Below are 19062 nucleotides of genomic sequence, written 5' to 3'. Positions count from 1 at the left end.
GAATGGACCGCCGTCATCGCGAGCAGGCTCGCTCCCACAGGGTTTATCAGTGGCCGGCGATAATGCGGGCAGAACCGTCAGCCGGTTCGGCATACACCGGGCCGAGGCGATCAAGACGACCACTCCACGCGGTCAATGCCAGCGCCACCAACACCACCAGGCCACCGATCCACGCGGTATGAATCAGCCCCATGTGGGCGACGATCAGGCCACCGCCCCAGGCGCCACCGGCAATGCCGAGGTTGAACGCCGCGATGTTCAGGCCGGATGCCACATCCACGGCCTGCGGCGTGTGATGTTCGGCCTGTCGCACCACGTACACCTGCAATCCCGGCACGTTGCCGAATGCCACGGCACCCCAGACCAGCACGGTGGCCAGCGCCAGCCAAGGATTGCCGGCAGTGAAGGTCAGCGCGAACAGCACGGCGGCGAGCAGGGCAAAAATGAGTTTCAGGGCGCTGATCGGACCGCGTTTGTCCGCCAGTTTGCCGCCCCAGATATTGCCGACGGCCACAGAGATGCCATAGACCAGCAACACCAGGCTGACGGTGCTGGCGCTGAAGCCGGAGAGGTCCTGAAGAATCGGCGCGAGAAAGGTAAAGGCGGTGAACGAGCCGCCGTAGCCAACGGCCGTCATCGCATACACCAGCAACAGGCGAGGTTGCTTGAGCACCTGTAATTGCTGCAACAACGACGCGGGTTTGCTGTGGGCGATATTTTTCGGCACGTAGATCAGGCTGCCGATGAAGGCGATGACGCCCAGTGCCGAAACGGCAAGGAAGGTTTCACGCCAGCCGAAATGCTGGCCGATGAATGTCCCCAGCGGCACGCCGGTGACCAGCGCCACGGTCAGGCCGGTGAACATGATGGCAATCGCGCTGGCGGCTTTTTCCTTCGGCACTAGACTGGTGGCGATGGTCGAGCCGATCGAGAAAAACACCCCGTGGGCCAGGCCGGTGACGATCCGGGCGAGGATCAACGACTCGTAGCTCGGTGCTTGCCACGCCAGCAGGTTGCCGAGGGTGAACAGCACCATCAGCGACAACAGCAGCAATTTGCGCGGCACCTTGCCGGTGAGGGCGGTCAGCACCGGGGCGCCGACGGCAACGCCAAGGGCATACAGGCTGACCAGCAGGCCGGCGGACGGCAGGCTGACGCCGAGGTCGGCGCCTATGGTGGGTAACAGGCCAACGATGACGAACTCGGTCGTCCCGATGGCGAAGGCGCTGAGGGTCAGCGCGAGCAGGGCAATGGGCATGGCTGCAACTCCGGTGGTTGATTCGATGGAGCGCAGTGTCGGGGTTTGGCTCGTACGGAAAAATACAGGGATGGACATTTGATATTTGCGTACAGATCAAATATCGCGAAGGCGGGTGCATACTTGTGGCGAAGGGGCTCGTCGGATCGCCACATAGAGCATTGCCTTCCTCTTATCGGCGGGAAATATCCGAACTTGCCCGGCATTTCTCGATCAGTTCCTTACAGACACAGCCAAAGGAGCGGGTGCTTTGATCAGGCTCAAGAGCGCGATACTGCTGGGGGCGTTGCTGTTTCTGGGCAGCGAGGAACTGGAAGCCGCCGCGATACCGGGGCTGCCGGCCGCCGCAACCGCCGCGACACCGCCAGCACACCCAGAACCGCTGGTACAGGGCGGCTTGCTCGGTGCCATCAGTTCAAGCATTGACGAGGTCCAGAGCAAACTCGATCTCAACGAAAACCTGGTCGACGCCTGGCGCCTGCGTGCCGATCGCGCAGCCGAAGAAGTGGATCAACTGGTCAATCACCCATCGGCCCGCTCGAGCTGGAGCGTTGCCGGGGATTTCCTGTTGTTGACCTGCGTGTGGGCGACCGTTTTTGCCGGGCTTTGGCTGCTTGGGCGGCTGACCGCCAGACGCCTGTGCGAGCAGCGTTTACTGCTCAGTCGCGAACGGGGCCAGGCATTGCTCGGTTACGTGCTGCCCTACGCCCTTCCGGCAGTGGTCAGTCTGCCGTTGACGATTTATGCCAGCCAGTTTTTGCCGATATCGGCGGGCCGGGCGCTGGCGCTGTGTCTGGCTTATGCCACAAGCGCGGGGATCTTTGCCGCGTCATTGGTGATGTCGCTGATGGTGGTATTCAATGCCGGCCACAAGCGCCGCGCGGTGCAGATCATCCGTGAGAAAAGTCCCCGGCCGTTGTTCGGTATCGGCTTTCTGGTGGCCTTGAGCGATGCTCTGACCAGCCCGCAGATCTCCCTTCAACTGGGCAGCAACCTCACCAGCAGCATTGCCGTGTTTACCGGGTTGGCCGCGTCGATTTCTTTCGGCTTGCTGGTGATTCGCATGCGTCGCCCGGTAGCCCATGTGATCCGCATCCTGCCGCTGGCCCAGCGCCTCAGTCAGCCGGCGTTGCGTGAAACCCTGCGGATATTTTCCGGGCTCTGGTACTGGCCGATTCTGTTGATGGTACTGGTTTCGATCATCAACCTGATCGGTGCCGGGGCGGACAACCAGAGAGTGCTGCGCAGCGCCTTGTTCACCACGGTGCTGCTGATTGCCACGGTGTTTCTCAGCACCACGCTGCATCATCTGTTCAAGGCGCGCAGCGAGTCGGACCTGCGCCGCAGCGGTGCCTACAAGGAGCGCTTCCTCAACCTTTCCCACGCCTTGCTGCGCATCGGCATGGCCGTCGTCTTCATCGATATTCTCGGGCGGATCTGGGGCGTATCGCTGTTCGAGTTTGCGGTGAGCAATGCCGTGGGCCGGGCGATCAGTGATTCCCTGAGCCACATCGGCCTGATCCTGCTGGTGACCTGGATGGTCTGGGTGGTGCTCGACACGGCGATTCAGGAGGCCCTGAAACCGCCGACCAACAAACGCTCGGCGCGCCAGCCCAGTACGAGGGTGAAAACCATCCTGCCACTGCTGCGCAACGCGATCAAAATCATCCTGGTGGTGATTTGCGCGATCACTACCATGGCCAACCTGGGGATCAACGTCGCACCGTTCCTGGCCGGTGCCGGGGTTATCGGCCTGGCAATCGGATTCGGTTCCCAGCAACTGGTGCAGGACGTGATTACCGGGTTGTTCATCATCATCGAAGACACCCTGTCCATCGGTGACTGGGTGGTGCTCGATTCCGGTCACGCAGGTACCGTCGAAGGCCTGACCATCCGCACCTTGCGCCTGCGTGACGGCAAGGGCTTCGTGCACTCGGTGCCGTTCGGCCAGATCAAGGCCGTGACCAACCAATCGCGGCAATTCGCCTATGCGTTTTTCTCGGTGCAATTCACCTACGACACCGATGTCGACAAGGCCATCGAACTGATCCGCGAGGCCGGGCATTCCATCAGCAGCGACGCGTTCCTGCGCTACAACCTTCAAGGGCCGCTGGATGTGTTTGGCGTCGACAAAATGGACCTCAACGGTGTGGTGTTGACCGCGCAATTCCGTACGGTGTCCGGTGGCCAATATGCGGTGAGCCGGGCTTTCAACCAGCGTTTGAAAAAGCTTGTGGATAACTGCCCGTGGGTGCATTTCGCGCAAACTTATCCACAACAGGCGCTGGTGCCGAGGCATCCGGTCGAGCCACCGCTGGAGGCTGGAGCTGAGCCGGAGCATGCGGCGGTGCTGATGCCGGATCGGCCGCGGTCTCAATAGTTTTTTGTCGACAGTACTGGCCTCTTCGCGGGCAAGCCCGCTCCCACAGGGGGATTTGCGAACGACACAAATCAACTGTGGGAGCGAGCTTGCTCGCGATGGGGCCGGTCCAGACGACATTAATGCCGAATCAGCTTGCTGCGCACCTCGGCACTCGCCTGCTGATCCAGCTCCCCCCAAAACTGTTGATTGCCGGCAATTTCGGCAGCGACCGGCAACCCGTCGCGATACACCAGCCGATTGCTGGCCAGCGCCGGGATTTTCACGCCAGGCAGTAGCGTGCCGGCGAGGTTCAGCGGATCCACCCCGCACACCGCGACCAAACTCCCGTCATGGGGCCGACGCCGCACCTCCCGTAGCATTGGAATCGCCTCGGGCAGGGCGAATTGCTCGCCCGCCAGGCCACTGACAAACCGCCCGCCGCGAATTTCGCCGCGTGCCTCCAGGCGATGGTAAGTACGCAGCAGTTCGCGCCAGCTTGGTAACCAGTCCGCCTCACGCTCCAGCAAACGCCAGAACACCACGCCGTAGCGGCGCAGCAAGGTCATGGCGATGTGTTCCAGGGTTTCGGCAGGCGTCGGAGCGGGGCTCTGGTTTTGCACCGCCGGCGCGGCAGGTGCGCGTCGCAACAGGGCCCAGCGACCGGCGTCGTCCATGCCACCGATAAATGCCCCGCGTCCGCGCCGACTGTTGCGAGGCTGGCGCTTACTGGCCGGGGTGATCAGTGCGCGCAATCCGGCGAAGCTGTCGGCATTCACCAGCCCTGCGCCCACCAGTTCCTGCAGGGCGATTTCCAGCTCCGATCGCAGCAGGTGGGCCTCATGGATCAGCTCATCGAAAAACAGTGCGCCGTGCTGGCTGAGGGCGGCGTGGACCTTTTGCGTTTTCGGCGACAGTTCGCTGACCGGAGTCTGTTCGGTCAAGCCGCTCCAGAGTTCGACCCGGTTGCGCGGCAGCAACACAATCGGCGTACTGCGCAGCGCGGTGCTGGCGCTTTTGTTATGCGCGGTCAGGCGCGTCCACACCAGTCTGCCGCTGCGGCACAACTCATCCAGCCAGGTCGCCGAGTAGTCCTTGATTCGCGTCGGCAGGATGTCGCTGTCCCAGGCTGAAGCGGCGGCAGGGTAGCCTTCAAATTGTGCAATAACGGCTGGCAATACTACCGCGCCCTGGCCCTGGCTTGCGGTCGACACATGCTGCCAGTCAAACAGGAATCGCATGAAATCCTGCAACGCCACCGGTTCGATTTCCCGACGCAGGCGCTTGACCGTGTAGCGGTGAATCCGCGCCAGCAAATGCCGCTCGCACCATTCTTCCCCGGCGGTGCCCGGGGTGAAGCGGCCGCGCAACACGTAGCCTTCGCGTTCCAGTTGCGCCAGGGCCTGGTCCACTTGTGCAGCGGGCAAACCGAGTGGTTCGGCAATGCGATCGAGCGCAAGTGGCCCGAAGGCGCTGAGCCGTGCGCGGATCAGTTCAAGTACGGCTTCGTCGGGGTCCCAGACTTCATCGAAGTTCGGCAGCGCTTGCAGGGGGGGTGTCAATTCGGCTTGTGGATAGATCGCCCGCAGGCARGTCAGKCGCTCCAGCGCCAGCCACAACGATTGCCCTGCGTTGATCTGCAAACGGCTCGCGCGKCCRCTGTCGGCCAGGGTATTGAGCCAGTCGAGCCACTGCGGGTTGGTGCGAGCCTCGGCATCGGTGATGCACGCCAGGCTCATCAACGCTTCGTGCATTTCATCGACACCGGAGGGCGCTGGCCAGGCTTCGTCGCGCACGGCGGCAATCGCCTCGGCGTCCAGCGCACCGAGATCATCGGTGGATTGCGGATCGCTCCAGCGCCGATTGAGCACCGCTTGGGTGCGGCGTTCCTCCAGCGGTGCATCGTCGAGGAAGGTGTAGGGGCGGGCGCTGAGAATCTCCGCCGCCAGTGGCGAAGGCGCCGGCAAGTCGCGGCTGATCAGGCGAATGTCGCCACGTTCCATGCGCCGCAACAAGGCCAGCCAGCCCTCAGTGTCCATGGCTTCGTGCAGGCAATCGTCGAGGGTTTGCTCCACCAGTGGATGGTCGGGAATCTCCCGTTCGCCGGCGAGGTTTTCCACGCAGGCGATCTGATCGGGAAACACGCTGGCGATCAGGTCTTCACTTTTCATCCGCTGGATCTGTGGCGGCACTTTGCGCCCGCCGCTGTAGCGTGGCAGGGCCAGGGCCACGCCGGCATTCCAGCGCCAGCGCACGCCGAACAGCGGCGCGTCGAGCACGGCTTGAGTCAGGATGTGCTCGGCGCTGTTGCTGTGCAGGTAGCGCCAGACATCGTCCAGTTCAAAACTGTGGCTGGTGGACAGCGACAGCACAATGGCGTCTTCGCTGGCGGCGGCCTGCAATTCGAAATTGAAGGTGCGACAGAAACGCTTGCGCAGGGCCAGGCCCCAGGCGCGGTTGATGCGACTGCCGAACGGAGTGTGAATGACCAGTTGCGTGCCGCCGGACTCGTCGAAAAAACGCTCCATCAACAGCGTGTCTTGCGATGGCAGGGCGCCCAGCGTCTGCCGTGCGCGGGCCAGGTAGTCCACCAGTTGTTCGGCGCTGGCGAGGTTCAAACCCAGGGTCTCGGTCAGCCAGTCGAGCGCTGGCTGCACATTGCCTGGCGCAGTCCCCAGCAGGTCGTCGAGTTGTGCCTGCAAGCGCGCCACCGCCGAGGACAATTCGGCACTGCGCCCCGGTGCTTCACCGAGCCAGAACGGGATGGTCGGCGGTTGGCCCTGGGCATCCTCGACCCGAACCTTGCCGGTTTCCACCCGCAGGATTCGATAGGACGTATTGCCCAGCTGGAAGACATCACCGGCAATGCTTTCCACCGCGAAGTCTTCGTTGATGGTGCCGATATTCAGCCCTTGAGGCTCCAGCAGCACGCTGTAGTCGGCGTTGTCCGGAATGGTTCCGCCACTGGTCACTGCGGTCAGTTTCGCGCCACGGCGACCGCGCAGGGTGCGGCTCACAGCGTCGCGGTGCAGGTAGGCGCTACGGATGCCCTGACGCCCGTTGTAGCCCTCGGCGAGCATCTGCAGCAGCGCCTGGTAGTGTTTGTCGTCGAGCCCGGCGTAGGGCGAGGCACGGCGCAGCATTTCCAGCAGCGCTTGCTCCGGCCACTCCTGGCAACTGACCTCGGCGATGATCTGCTGCGCCAGCACGTCCAGCGGTGCTTGCGGGATCAGCAAGGTATCGAGTTCACCCCGGCGCACGCAGTCGAGCAGCGCGGCGCATTCGATCAAGTCGTCGCGGGTGGTGGCGAATAAACGCCCCTTGGGCGTGCCGCCGACCTGGTGCCCGGAGCGTCCGACCCGTTGCAGAAAACCGGCAATCGAGCGCGGCGAGGCGATCTGGCACACCAGGTCGACGTCGCCGATGTCGATCCCCAGTTCCAGCGACGCCGTGGCGATCAGCACTTGCAGGTCGCCGCGCTTGAGTCGCTGCTCGGCGTCCAGGCGAAATTCCTTGGCCAGGCTGCCATGGTGGGCCGCCACGGCGTCCTTGCCCAGGCGTTCGCTCAGGTGACGGCTCAGGCGTTCGGCCAGGCGCCGGGTGTTGACGAAAATCAGCGTGGTCCGGTGCTCGCGGGCGAGGGCGGCGAGGCGGTCGTAAACCAGTTCCCAGACATCGTTGGCCATCACGGCCGATAGCGGCACGGGCGGCACTTCGATGTCCAGGTCGCGGGGGCGGGCGTGGCCGATGTCGACGATCTCGCACGGGCGATCGCGACCGACCAGAAAGCGCGACACCGCTTCGATGGGCTTTTGCGTGGCCGACAGGCCGATGCGCAGCAGCGGCTCCGGGCAGAGTGCTTGCAGGCGCTCGAGGCTCAGGGCCAGGTGACTGCCGCGCTTGCTGGCGGCCATGGCGTGGATTTCGTCGATGATCACCGTTTGTGTGGTGCCGAGCATCTGCCGGCCCGAGTCGGAACCGAGCAGCACGTACAGGGATTCCGGGGTGGTCACCAGGATGTGCGGCGCCATCTTGCGCATCGCCGAACGGTCTTTTTGTGGCGTGTCACCGGTGCGTACTGCGGTGGTGATCTGCAATTCGGGTAGGCCCATCACGCGCAATTGCCCGGTAATGCCGGCCAGCGGGTTTTGCAGGTTGATCTGGATGTCGTTGGACAGGGCCTTGAGTGGCGAGACGTAGACCACCAGGGTTGCGTCGGGCAGGCCTTCGGCGGATTCCAGGCCGCGGTGCACCAGGTCGTCGATGACGGCGAGAAAGGCGGTGAGGGTCTTGCCGGAACCGGTGGGCGCGGCGACCAAAGTCGAGCGGCGCTGGCGGATCAACGGCCACGCCCGGGCCTGGGCGGTGGTGAGTGCCGGGAATGTGTGGCTGAACCAGGCGCTGACGGCAGGGTGAAAGCCGCTCAGGGCACTGTCTGCGGGGATGGGCAGGTTCATGCAGCAAGTTATGCGGGTGGGGACACAAGATGCAAGTACCGCTCGGGATCTCTATCGATGCTGATGACCTCATCGCGAGCAGGCTCGCTCCTACAATGGATTTGTGTACGCCGAACCCTGTAGGAGCGAGCCTGCTCGCGATAGGGCCAGTGTCAGCACCACAAATCCCGGACATCTACACTTTACGGGTGACGGTTGCGCACTAAACCCGCAAAATGCAACGATTCCGGCAATTACCAACGACACCGCCTGGGCGCGGTGTCGATAAAGCCATTGTTCCAATCAGACTGGGCCTGCTGACTCTATGCGAATGCGCCTTATGTTACTGGGCGGCGGAAATGCCCTTGGGCAGGCGCTGATTCGCCTCGGTGCGGAGGAAGACATCGGTTTCCTCGCCCCCCGCCCGCCCGAAGACGGCTGGGATGCCGCGAGCCTGACACAACTGCTCGACGACACCCGTCCCGATGCATTGATCAACCTTGCCTACTACTTCGACTGGTTTCAGGCCGAAGCGGTCAGCGAACAGCGCCTGGCCGGGCAAGAGCGCGCGATCGAGCGTCTGGCGGAACTGTGCCAGCACCACAATATCGTTCTGCTGCAACCTTCGAGCTATCGCGTATTCGATGGCTCCCGCGCCACCGCCTACAGCGAAAAAGACGAACCGGTGCCCCTGGGCCAGCGCGGCCAGGCCTTGTGGCGGATCGAGCAAAGCGTTCGCGCCACCTGCCCGCAACACGTGCTATTGCGTTTCGGCTGGTTGCTGGACGACAGCCCGGACGGCACCCTTGGCCGCTTCCTCGCCCGTGCCGAACAACCCGAAGAACTGTTGATGGCCGACGACCGGCGCGGCAATCCGACGCCAGTCGACGATGCCGCCCGCGTGATCATTTCAGTGCTCAAGCAACTCGATTGCGCCGCACCGCTGTGGGGCACCTACCACTATGCCGGGCATGAGGCGACCACGCCGCTGGCGCTGGGGCAGGCGATTCTGACCGAAGCCCGCAGCCTGCATCCGCTGGCCATCGAAGCCCCGACCGCCCAGGCCCACGCCGCGCGTCCGGATGCTGCAGAAGAACCGCAACACGCGGTATTGGCCTGCAAAAAAATTCTGCACACCTTCGGGATCAAGCCGCGCGCCTGGCGTGCGGCGCTTCCCGCTCTACTGGACAGGTTCTATCGCCATGGCTGACCGTCCCGTTTTGATCACCGGCGGTGCCGGTTTCATTGGTTCGCACCTGACTGACGCCCTGCTTGCCAAGGGCCATGCGGTGCGGATTCTCGATGACCTGTCCACCGGCAAGCGCAGCAATCTGCCGCTGGATAATCCCAGGGTCGAACTGATCGTCGGCGACGTGGCCGATGCAGCTGTGGTCACCCAGGCGATGGCCGGTTGCAGCGCCGTGGCGCACCTGGCCGCCGTGGCTTCGGTGCAGGCTTCGGTGGACGATCCGGTGCGCACGCACCAGAGCAACTTCATCGGCACGCTGAACGTCTGCGAAGCCATGCGCCAGGCCGGAGTCAAGCGCGTGCTGTTTGCTTCCAGCGCGGCGGTGTATGGCAACAATGGCGAAGGTGAGTCGATCGACGAAGACACGCCCAAGGCGCCGCTGACGCCTTATGCGGCGGACAAACTGGCCGGTGAGCATTACTTCGATTTCTACCGCCGCCAGCATGGGCTGGAGCCGGTGATTTTCCGCTTCTTCAACATCTTCGGCCCGCGCCAGGATCCGTCCTCGCCGTACTCCGGGGTGATCAGCATTTTCAGCGAGCGCGCGCAAAAGGGCCTGCCGATCACGGTGTTCGGTGATGGCGAACAGACCCGGGATTTTGTCTACGTCGAAGACCTGGTCGACTTGCTGGTGCAGGCTATCGAGAAGCCCCGGGTCGAAGACGGTGCGGTCAACGTGGGCTGGAACCAGGCGACGACCCTCAAGCAAATGCTCGAAGCGCTCGAAGCTGTGGTCGGCCAGCTGCCTCCGGTGAGCTACGGCCCGGCGCGCTCCGGTGACATCCGTCATTCCCGGGCGAACAACCGGCGTCTGCTGGAGCGCTTTCACACCTCCTCGCAAACACCGATGAGCGTGGGGCTGGCGCGGTTGCTGGGACGATAGATCGCTTCCATGCGGGCATGAAAAAGGCGCCTTTTTACAGGCGCCTTTTTCACGGCCGGAATTTACGTTAAAGCGGGTAGATTCCCTGTGGCGAGGGGGCTTGTCGGATCGCCGCACCGTCCCGTTCGACTGCGCAGCAGTCGTCGTCATTTTTAAGTCTAATCACCACCAAGCCTCATTCACCACCACGTGAACGTTCTATCAGAACTTGTAGCCCAGGCCGACCATGTACACAAACGGATCGACGTCGACGTTGACCTTGGCGCGGGTGCCCGGTGCAATTGAGTTGTTTTCAACGGTGGCGCGGGTGTCGATGTCGATGTAGCGCACCTGGGCGTTGAGCAGGAAGTTGTCGGTCAGCATGTAGTCGGCACCGACCTGCCAGGCCAGGCCCCAGGAGTTCTTCGCCTTGAAGTTGCTGAAGCCGGCGGATTTGGCTTCGCTGCTGAGGTTTTCGTCGTAGATCCAGGTGTAGTTGATGCCGCCACCGACGTACGGCTGGAAGGCTGACTTCGAATCCAGCGGGTAGTAGACCACGCTCAGGGTTGGCGGCAGGTGTTTCAGGGAGCCGAGTTTGCCGTTGGCAGCCGGCAGGGCCGTGCCTTTGAGTTTCACGTCATGCTCGAACGGAGTGGCGGCGAGCAGTTCGATCCCCCAGTTGTTGGTGAGCATGTAGGCGAAGTTCAGGCCCAGCTGCGTGTCGCTGTCCATGGTCGCCTTGCCGCCCAGGTTGGTACCGGCCAGCGGACCCTGATCGACCTTCACGCTGGAGCTGTCGGCCTTTGGATTAACGGTGATGGCGCCCGCACGAAGGATGATGTCACCGGCCTCGTGGGCGTGGGCGAGCGGGGCTGCGAGCGCGAGGGCAACCAGCGTGGCGCTGAGCATGGACTTGTTCATGGGGGCTCCAGAGGACGTTAAAAATGTTCGATGTCCAATGGTAAGGTGCCTAACGAATCGGTCTTTTGATGCAGCTCAATGAATGTGGGAAGGGGTTGGATTTTGTGGTGTTTTTGCTAGCTTCATCGCGAGCAGGCTCGCTCCTACAGGGGATTTGAGTCGAGACACAGATCAAATGTGGGAGCGAGCTTGCTCGCGATGACTGACTTTCAAGCAACCCATGACTACCGGTTTCACTCCGGCAATTCATACAGATAAATCTTGTCCGCCTCCATCTGATACCCGGCATCCGCCAACTCGCTGGTGGACGCCTTGACCTGCAACGCGCCCTCGATCCAGTAAGGCTGATACAACTCGTCGAGCTTCACGCCGACTTCGCTTTTGACGTGCACGATCTGGTTCGACGGCGGAGGCGGCACATGAATGCAGGCGCCGAAATACGGCACCAGCAGAAACTCGGTGGTGCGTCCTTCCTCGCTCACTTCCAGTGGCACGATGTAGCCCGGCAGGCGAATGTTCTGGCCATCGAGGGCCTTGACCACCGGTGCATTGGGCATGTCCTGCCTGGCGGCGGGTGCCGACTCGGCTGACAGCGCATTACTCATCTGCGACAGGTCGTGCAGCGGCGTCATGTTCGGTACTTCTTTCGGCGCATCCGGCGGAATCATCTCCGACCAGGTCAGGTCTTTTGGCTGGGCCGCCCACAGGGGCAGGGCAACCAGCATCAACAGCGCAAGTACAGCGCGGGGCATTTTCAACGTCCTCATAAGCGGATCGACAGGCCATCGGCCAAGGATTGGCGATAGGCGCGCCAGGCCGGCACGCAGCCCATCAGCAACGCGGCGATCAGGATGCCACCGAGCAGTGTCCATTCATATTCACTGGGCCAGGACAGTGGCAGGTACAGGCCGTAATTGGCCTGCACATAACCCTGGGCCGCGGCGATGCACACATACAGCAACGCCACGCCGGCGATCACGCCCGACAGCGCCAGGGCAAAGGCTTCCAGCACCAGCAACGTCGCGATGTGCCAGGGTCGTGCGCCCACCGAACGCAGGATCGCCATTTCCCTGCGTCGCTCGTTGAGGCTGGTGAGAATGGCCGTGAGCATGCCGATCAACCCGGTCAGCACCACAAACAGCGAGACCACGAACAAGGCTTTTTCTGCCGTGCCCATCAGGCTCCACAGCTCTTGCAACGCCACGCCCGGCAGGATCGCCAGCATCGGTTCGCCGCGGAATTCGTTGATTTCGCGCTGCAGGGCAAAGGTCGAAATCTTGTTGTTGAGGCCGAGCATGAACGCGGTGATCGCTTGCGGCGTCAGGTCCATGTTGCGCGCCTGATCGGCCGTGATGCGACCCTCGCCACGGGCCGGCACGCCGTTGTGCCAGTCGATGTGRATCGCTTCCATGCCGCCGAGGCTGATGTGCAGCGTGCGGTCCACCGGGGTGCCGGTGCGYTTGAGAATGCCGACCACGGTGAACGGYTTGTCGTCRTGCTTGACCAGGCTGATCGCCGCCACGCCGTGGGCCAGCACAAGTTTGTCGCCGAGTTTGTAGTGCAGCGCATCGGCTACTTCGGCACCGAGCACGACTTCGAACGGGTCGGTGGCGAAGGCCCGGCCAACAGCCAGCTCCAGGTGTTGCTGGCGGCCGTACTGGTAATGCTCGAAGTAGGCTTCGGTGGTGCCCATCACCCGGTAGCCGCGGTGGGAATCGCCGAGGGACATCGGGATCGCCCACTTCACTTTCGGGTTGTTGGCGAAGTGCTCGAAGCTGTCCCAACGAATGTTGTTGGTGGCGTTGCCGATGCGGAACACCGAGTACAGCAACAGGTTCACCGAGCCTGAGCGGGCACCGACGATCAGGTCGGTGCCGCTGATGGTGCTGGCGAAACTGGCCTTGGCTTCGGTGCGCACGCGCTCCACCGCCAGCAGCAGGCACACCGACAGGGCGATGGCGAACGCAGTGAGGATCGCGGTGAAACGGCGGTTAGCCAGGCTGGCCATGGCTAGACGAAACAAATACATCTCAAACCTCGGACAGGATGGCGGCGCGATTGAGTTCGGCCAGCGACAGGTTGTGGTCGAACAGCGGCGCCAGGCTCTGGTCATGGCTGACGAACAACAGGCTCGACCCGGCTTCGCGGCACTCGGCGAACAGCAGGCGAATGAAGTTCTCGCGAGCGTCGTAATCGAGGGCCGAGGTCGGCTCGTCGGCGATCACCAGTTCCGGTTGACCGATCAGCGCGCGGGCGGCGGCGACCCGCTGTTGTTGGCCGATGGACAGCGAGTCGGCGCGGCGACCGAGGATGTTTTCATCCTTCAAACCCAGGTGGGCGAGTAGCGTGGCGGCCGCTTTGTCGACGCTGCCGTGGCGTTGTTTCGCCCGTTCGGCGCGCAGTTTCGAGAAATGGCAGGGCAGTTCGACGTTCTCGCGCACCGACAGAAACGGCAGCAGGTTGAATTGCTGGAAGATGTAACCGGTGTGATCGACGCGAAAGTGGTCGCGGGCGCCGGCCGACAGTTGTGTCAGTTCCTGGCCGAGCAGGCGGATGCTGCCGCGATCAGGCTTTTGCACGCCGCCGAGCAGGCCGAGCAGGGTGGTCTTGCCGCTGCCGCTGGGGCCTTTGAGGAACAGGGTTTCTCCGCGCTCCAGACGAAACGCCGGGATGTCCAGCAGTGGCGGGTGACCGGGCCAACTGAAGCCCAGGTCGGACAGTTCGATGAGTGCTTGGGTCATGTGAAACCGGTCAGGTTGGTGGTGAACCCCTGTGGGAGCGGGCTTGCTCGCGAATGCGGTGTGTCAGAGACATTGATGCAAACTGATACGGCGCCTTCGCGAGCAAGCCCGCTCCCACATTTGATTTGCGGTGGATCAGAATTTCAGCGCAGCAGCCTTGGCCGTCACTTCAACCCCTTGCTGTCCGCTCGGGCCGATCAGTTGTACCTGAATATTCCGGGTGGCCGGGAACGTGTTGAAAATGTTCGCCAGGTCCAGGGTCTTCAACGCGTCTGGCGTGGCGCAGGTGAACTGATAGCGAGCGTGGATTTCGCTGTGATCATGGTGATGTTCGTGGCCGTCTTCGTCCTTGGCGTCTTCATCATGGTCATCGTCGGCATCGGGCGTGTCACCGAACAACGGGCTTTCCAGTTCCTGGTTTTCCACCACGCAACCGGCGGCTTTCGGCAGGTTGAACAGGGCCAGTGGTTGCTCAAGCCGGGTACGTGCGGCGACGACTTTGGCTTTGTCTGCATCGCTGGTGGCGACGTGTTCGAAACCCACCAGGTTCATGGCCGGACTTTCCAGTTCCAGCTCCAGGGTCTTGCCGTCCAGCACAGCGTTCAGGCGCCCCACGCCATGTTCGTGGGCACCCAGGCTGCCATGCTCATGATCGTGTTCGTCGGCAGCATGGGCGGCAGCCAGCGGCAACATGGCAAACGGCAGAGCGAGAAGCAGACGGCGCATGACGAGTCTCCGAAAAGTAAAATGAAGAATTTGTTATGTAATCTTATAACGTAATTGCGCAGAGTTTGACTGCCTGCTTGGCGTTGCACAAGTCCCATGGGAGCATGCCGGGAAGAAATGTGCGGGAGCAGACCTATGTTGCGAATTCGCGGAAGCATCGGCGACTGGCCGGTGGATTTGACTCTGGAGATGGACGATGCGGACTGGGCGCGACTAGGGGCGCAGTTGCAGGTGGAAAAACCCGCAGTCAGCGCGCCGACGGCGAAACCGCTGAATCAGGATGATGCGCTGTGGCAGATCGCCAGGGATTTGTTGCGCAAGGCAGGGCAACTCAGCGGGCCGGATCTGCTCGAGCAACTCGAAGGCCTGACCGGCAGTGCGGCGGCGGGCAAACGCCTGCTGGTGCGTTTGCGCCATTGTGCGGATGTGAAAGTGGAAAGCGGCGGCGATACACCGTTGTACCGCTGGCTGTTGTAGGAGCGAGCTTGCTCGCGAAGGGCGTCAGGGCACCGCGGTCATACAGGTAGCCCTCATTATCGTTGACGCCCATCGCGAGCAAGCTCGCTCCTACAAGGTGGCGATTAGTACAACGCGGCAAACAACTTGCGGCGGTACGTGCTCACCAACGGATGATCATTGCCCAGCAACTCGAACACCTGCAGCAAGGTCTTGTGCGGCAAACCTTCGCTGTAGCTGCGGTTGCGGATGAACAGCTTGAGCAATGCATCCAGCGCGGCGTCGTACTGCTGACGGGCCAGTTGCTGGATCGCCAGTTGGTAGACCGCTTCATCGTCCTGGGGATTTTTCGCCAGCCGGGCTTTCAGGTCGGCGGCATCCGGCAAATCCCTGGCCAAACCGAGAAACTTGATCTGCGCCTTGGCTCCGGCCAGTGCGGCCTTGTGTTCGTCGCTCTTGACTGCATCCAGCACGGCTTGCGCTTCGCCCAGTTCACCGCGTTCGGTCAGGCAGCGGGCGTACAGGATCAGTGCCTTGGCGTTGGTGTTGTCTTCACCCAGCAGCACTTTGAGCAGGGCTTCGGCATCGGCAAAGCGGCTGTCGTCGAACAGTGCCTGGGCCTGTTCGAACGGATCGGCAGCGGCCGGTGGCGGCATCTGCACATGGGGTTCGAGCAGGGCGCGGACGGCGGATTCAGGCTGGGCACCGGCAAAGCCGTCGACCGGCTGGCCGTCCTTGAACAGCACCACGGTCGGCAGGCTGCGGATACCGAAGCGGGCGACGATGTCTTGCTCGATGTCACAGTTGACCTTGGCCAGCAGCAACTCACCCTGATAACTCTCGGCAATGCTCTGCAACATTGGCATCAGCACTTTGCAGGGCGCGCACCATTCGGCCCAGAAATCCACCAGCACCGGCTTGTGGAAAGAGTTCTCGATCACCGACTGGTCGAAATCGGTAGTCGTGGCGTCGAAGATGTACGGCGTTTCCTGACTCATGGGCAATCTCGTAGAAGCGTGAATGGGGCAACTATACGGCTTGGTGGGGGGCGGCCGGAAGCGGTTGGCCGCTAGTCTTCTGCTGCCTGACAAACCGTCATCGCGAGCAGGCTCGCTCCTACAGGGTTTTTGTGAACGACACAGACCAAATGTGGGAGCGGGTTTGCTCCGGGCGGCGATCCGACGAAGCTCTTGGCTAACGCTGCGCGTGGTAGAGGCTCACATGCCGAAACTCGTGGGGCTCGGCCAGATCCGGCAGGGTCATGGCTTCAAGCATTTCGATGCGCCGGTACAACGGATGGCGAAAATCCCGCACTCTTGAGTCCGCCACCAGCGCCTCTCGGCCGCGACTGAGGAACTGGTCGAGCAGCGGCAGGTTCGCCCGGTCGTACAACACATCCGCCACCAGAATCAGGTCGAAGCGATCGGCCTCGGCGAAAAAGTCCGTCGAGTAATTGAGCTGTACATCATTGAGTTCGGCATTCGCCCGACACGCGGTAATCGCCAGCGGGTCGAGGTCGCAGGCCAGCACTTCCAGCGCGCCGGCCTTGGCAGCCGCAATCCCCGCCACACCGGAACCCGCACCGAAATCCAGTACCCGCTTGCCTTCGACCCAATGTGGATTTTCGGCCAGATAGCGGGCCACGGCCAGGCCACTGGCCCAGCAGAAACTCCAGTACGGCGGTTCATGCAGGATGCGCCGGGTTTCTTCCGGGCTGAAGGCACGGTCCATGTTGTCGCCGTCGATCAGCCACAGTTGCAAATCGGTTTCCGGCAACGGGCAGGCCACCAGTTGTGCATCGCCGAGCAATTCAGCCAGGGCCCGTTGCAGGTCGAGCGGTGCACTCATGGGGCTTTGACGAATTGCAGTTGGCCCAGGGCCTGGGTGGTCGGCTGGGTAATCAGCTGCGACGGCAGGTGCAGGATCAACTGGCCGGACTGACTGGCGCGGCCTCGCAGTTCAACGCGGGCACCGACCGGGAAGGATTCCGGATTGAAGCGCAGGTGAAACGGCAGCACCTGGTTGTTGCCGATCAGGCTGGAACTGGCGAGCAATTGTTGCGGGCGGTCTTTTTCGTCGATCACCAGCAGCGCCAGTTCGACTTCTGCGCCGGCGGGCACACCTTGCAAGGTGCCGCTCAATTCGCGCTGATACGCGGGCAGCGGGCCAAGTTCGGCAGCCTCCCGGGCCTTCTTCTGTGCTTGCTGCGGCGCCGGGCCTGGCGTTGGCGGCTGGGGCTTGGGTGCATTGCTGCCGCAAGCCACCAGCAGGCTGAAAACACTGAGCAAAATGAGCGGGCGTAACGACATTGGTGGCTCCATAAAGCTGAATTCCATGGATCAAGTGATCATCCCGTCTGTATACCGCAAACCCTATGGCTTGTCTTGCCACCGGGATGCGCTACCATGGCCCTCCCTTTTTTTGTTGCCTGCCACCATGCACTGTCCCTTCTGCGGTGCCAACGACACCAAGGTCATCGACTCGCGTCTGGTCGCCGAGGGCGAACAGGTGCGCCGCCGGCGTGAATGCCTGGCCTGCGGCGAGCGTTTCACGACGTTCGAGACGGCTGAACTGGTGTTGCCGCGCCTGATCAAAACCGACGGCAGTCGCCAGCCGTTCGACGAAGAAAAACTCCGCGCCGGCATGCAGCGCGCGCTGGAAAAGCGCCCGGTGAGCGTCGAGCGCCTCGAATCGTCGCTGGTGCACATCAAACACAAACTGCGTGCCACCGGCGAACGCGAGGTCAAATCCCTCGTGGTCGGCGAGCTGGTGATGGCCGAGCTGCAGAAGCTCGATGAAGTCGCCTACATCCGCTTCGCTTCGGTGTATCGCCGCTTCCAGGACCTCAACGAGTTCCGCGAAGAGATCGATCGCCTGGCCCGTGAACCGGTGAAAGAATGACCACGCCTGCCGAACAAGCCATCCTCGACGCCCATTTCATGGCCCGTGCCCTGGAACTGGCGCGCAAGGGACATTACACGACGCACCCCAATCCGCGGGTCGGTTGCGTGATCGTGCAGGGCGGGCAGATTGTCGGCGAAGGCTGGCATGTTCGCGCCGGCGAGCCCCACGCCGAAGTCCACGCCCTGCGCACCGCCGGTGAGCAGGCTCGTGGCGCTACCGCTTATGTGACGCTTGAGCCTTGCAGCCACCACGGCCGTACGCCGCCCTGTGCCGATGCGCTGGTGAATGCCGGTGTGGCCCGCGTGGTCGCGGCGATGCAAGACCCGAACCCGGAAGTCGCCGGTCGCGGTCTGCAGCGTTTGGCCCAGGCGGGTATCGCCACCGAAAGCGGCGTGCTGGAAAGCGAGGCGCGCAAGCTCAACCAAGGCTTTCTGAAACGCATGGAACACGGCTTGCCGTTCGTGCGGGTCAAGTTGGCGATGAGCCTGGACGGGCGCACAGCCATGGAAAGTGGCGAAAGCCAGTGGATCACCGGCCCGGCCGCACGTTCGGCGGTGCAACGCCTGCGCGCCCAGGCCAGTGTGGTGCTGACCGGTGCCGACACGGTGCTGGCGGACAACGCGCGGTTGACCGTACGCGCCGATGAGCTGGGTCTGGACGCCGAGCAAACTGCACTGGCCATGAGCCGTCCGCCGTTGCGTGTGCTGATCGACGGTCGCCTGCGGGTGCCGCTGGATGCACCGTTCTTCAAGGCCGGCCCGGCGCTGGTCGCTACCTGCGTGGCGGTGGAAGAGCAATATGCCAACGGTCCGGAATGCCTGATCGTGCCCGGCTACGACGGCCAGGTCGATTTGCGTCAGCTGCTGGTCGAATTGGCTGCTCGCGGGGTCAACGAAGTGCTGGTCGAGGCCGGTCCGCGTCTGGCGGGTGCCTTTGCCCAGTTGGGTTTGGTGGATGAGTTCCAGATTTTCATCGCCGGCAAGTTCCTGGGTTCCTCGGCGCGGCCGCTGCTGGACTGGCCGCTCGCGCAAATGAAGGATGCGCCGGAGCTGAAAATCACCGAAATTCGTGCCGTTGGCGATGACTGGCGAGTCATCGCCATTCCTTTGCCAGCAGCGAGCGTATAATTTCCGGCCATCGCGCAAGCTTT

16 protein-coding genes are annotated in these 19062 nt (G+C 62.7%); 6 read left to right on the top strand and 10 right to left on the bottom strand.

What is annotated here, in order from left to right:
• Positions 1 to 46: 46 nt before the first annotated feature.
• Positions 47 to 1258, bottom strand: a complete 1212-nt coding sequence (locus AB4Z35_RS13800) for an MFS transporter (protein WP_442097611.1) — start codon at positions 1256 to 1258, stop codon at positions 47 to 49.
• Between the two features lie 250 nt (positions 1259 to 1508).
• Here AB4Z35_RS13800 and AB4Z35_RS13795 point away from each other — a divergent pair, with 250 nt between their 5' ends.
• A complete protein-coding gene (locus tag AB4Z35_RS13795; RefSeq protein WP_442097609.1) occupies positions 1509 to 3638 on the top strand; it encodes a mechanosensitive ion channel family protein in 2130 nt (709 codons plus the stop codon).
• A gap of 119 nt (positions 3639 to 3757) precedes the next feature.
• On the opposite strand, the gene AB4Z35_RS13790 is transcribed toward AB4Z35_RS13795, so the two are convergent.
• Complete coding sequence (locus tag AB4Z35_RS13790) at positions 3758 to 8074, bottom strand: DNA glycosylase AlkZ-like family protein (protein ID WP_442097607.1); 4317 nt, start codon at positions 8072 to 8074, stop codon at positions 3758 to 3760.
• A 304-nt stretch (positions 8075 to 8378) separates the two neighbouring features.
• Here AB4Z35_RS13790 and AB4Z35_RS13785 point away from each other — a divergent pair, with 304 nt between their 5' ends.
• Both AB4Z35_RS13785 and AB4Z35_RS13780 read left to right on the top strand, forming a co-directional pair.
• Entirely contained in the window at positions 8379 to 9263 is an 885-nt protein-coding gene (locus AB4Z35_RS13785; RefSeq protein WP_442097606.1) for a sugar nucleotide-binding protein, read from the top strand.
• Complete coding sequence (locus AB4Z35_RS13780) at positions 9256 to 10185, top strand: NAD-dependent epimerase/dehydratase family protein (RefSeq protein WP_007999167.1); 930 nt, start codon at positions 9256 to 9258, stop codon at positions 10183 to 10185. The genes AB4Z35_RS13785 and AB4Z35_RS13780 overlap by 8 nt, the downstream gene beginning before the upstream one ends.
• A gap of 201 nt (positions 10186 to 10386) precedes the next feature.
• On the opposite strand, the gene AB4Z35_RS13775 is transcribed toward AB4Z35_RS13780, so the two are convergent.
• The 5 genes from AB4Z35_RS13775 to AB4Z35_RS13755 all read right to left on the bottom strand — a co-directional run bounded on the left by AB4Z35_RS13775 (position 10387) and on the right by AB4Z35_RS13755 (position 14552).
• Complete coding sequence (locus tag AB4Z35_RS13775; RefSeq protein WP_442097605.1) at positions 10387 to 11085, bottom strand: OmpW/AlkL family protein; 699 nt, start codon at positions 11083 to 11085, stop codon at positions 10387 to 10389.
• 233 nt (positions 11086 to 11318) lie between these two features.
• A complete protein-coding gene (locus AB4Z35_RS13770; RefSeq protein ID WP_007999169.1) occupies positions 11319 to 11837 on the bottom strand; it encodes a DUF3299 domain-containing protein in 519 nt (172 codons plus the stop codon).
• A gap of 11 nt (positions 11838 to 11848) precedes the next feature.
• A complete protein-coding gene (locus AB4Z35_RS13765) occupies positions 11849 to 13114 on the bottom strand; it encodes an ABC transporter permease (protein WP_442097604.1) in 1266 nt (421 codons plus the stop codon).
• A gap of 1 nt (position 13115) precedes the next feature.
• Positions 13116 to 13826, bottom strand: coding sequence for an ABC transporter ATP-binding protein (locus AB4Z35_RS13760; RefSeq protein WP_007999174.1), 711 nt, complete (start codon positions 13824 to 13826; stop codon positions 13116 to 13118).
• Between the two features lie 135 nt (positions 13827 to 13961).
• Positions 13962 to 14552, bottom strand: a complete 591-nt coding sequence (locus AB4Z35_RS13755) for a DUF2796 domain-containing protein (RefSeq protein WP_442097601.1) — start codon at positions 14550 to 14552, stop codon at positions 13962 to 13964.
• A gap of 135 nt (positions 14553 to 14687) precedes the next feature.
• Between AB4Z35_RS13755 and AB4Z35_RS13750 the strand changes: the two genes are divergently transcribed.
• On the top strand, positions 14688 to 15029 hold the full coding sequence (locus AB4Z35_RS13750) for a hypothetical protein (protein WP_442097599.1): 342 nt from the start codon (positions 14688 to 14690) through the stop codon (positions 15027 to 15029).
• A 104-nt stretch (positions 15030 to 15133) separates the two neighbouring features.
• On the opposite strand, the gene trxA is transcribed toward AB4Z35_RS13750, so the two are convergent.
• The 3 genes from trxA to AB4Z35_RS13735 form a co-directional block, all read right to left on the bottom strand.
• Positions 15134 to 16006: a thioredoxin gene (gene trxA, locus AB4Z35_RS13745; RefSeq protein WP_442097598.1), complete on the bottom strand. Its 873-nt coding sequence runs from the start codon at positions 16004 to 16006 to the stop codon at positions 15134 to 15136.
• Positions 16007 to 16202: 196 nt separating this feature from the next.
• A complete protein-coding gene (locus AB4Z35_RS13740; protein ID WP_007999185.1) occupies positions 16203 to 16856 on the bottom strand; it encodes a class I SAM-dependent methyltransferase in 654 nt (217 codons plus the stop codon).
• Positions 16853 to 17317, bottom strand: coding sequence for a YbaY family lipoprotein (locus AB4Z35_RS13735; protein ID WP_442097597.1), 465 nt, complete (start codon positions 17315 to 17317; stop codon positions 16853 to 16855). Before AB4Z35_RS13735 ends, AB4Z35_RS13740 begins: the two co-directional genes overlap by 4 nt.
• Positions 17318 to 17444: 127 nt before the next feature.
• Here AB4Z35_RS13735 and nrdR point away from each other — a divergent pair, with 127 nt between their 5' ends.
• Complete coding sequence (gene nrdR / locus AB4Z35_RS13730; protein WP_003228656.1) at positions 17445 to 17909, top strand: transcriptional regulator NrdR; 465 nt, start codon at positions 17445 to 17447, stop codon at positions 17907 to 17909.
• Complete coding sequence (gene ribD / locus AB4Z35_RS13725; RefSeq protein ID WP_442097596.1) at positions 17906 to 19039, top strand: bifunctional diaminohydroxyphosphoribosylaminopyrimidine deaminase/5-amino-6-(5-phosphoribosylamino)uracil reductase RibD; 1134 nt, start codon at positions 17906 to 17908, stop codon at positions 19037 to 19039. Before nrdR ends, ribD begins: the two co-directional genes overlap by 4 nt.
• The last annotated feature ends 23 nt before the right edge of the window (positions 19040 to 19062 follow it).

Origin of the sequence: Pseudomonas sp. KB_15 (assembly GCF_052114525.1) — a bacterium.
Taxonomy (GTDB): Bacteria; Pseudomonadota; Gammaproteobacteria; order Pseudomonadales; family Pseudomonadaceae; genus Aquipseudomonas.
This window is presented reverse-complemented; position numbering and strand designations above follow the sequence as displayed.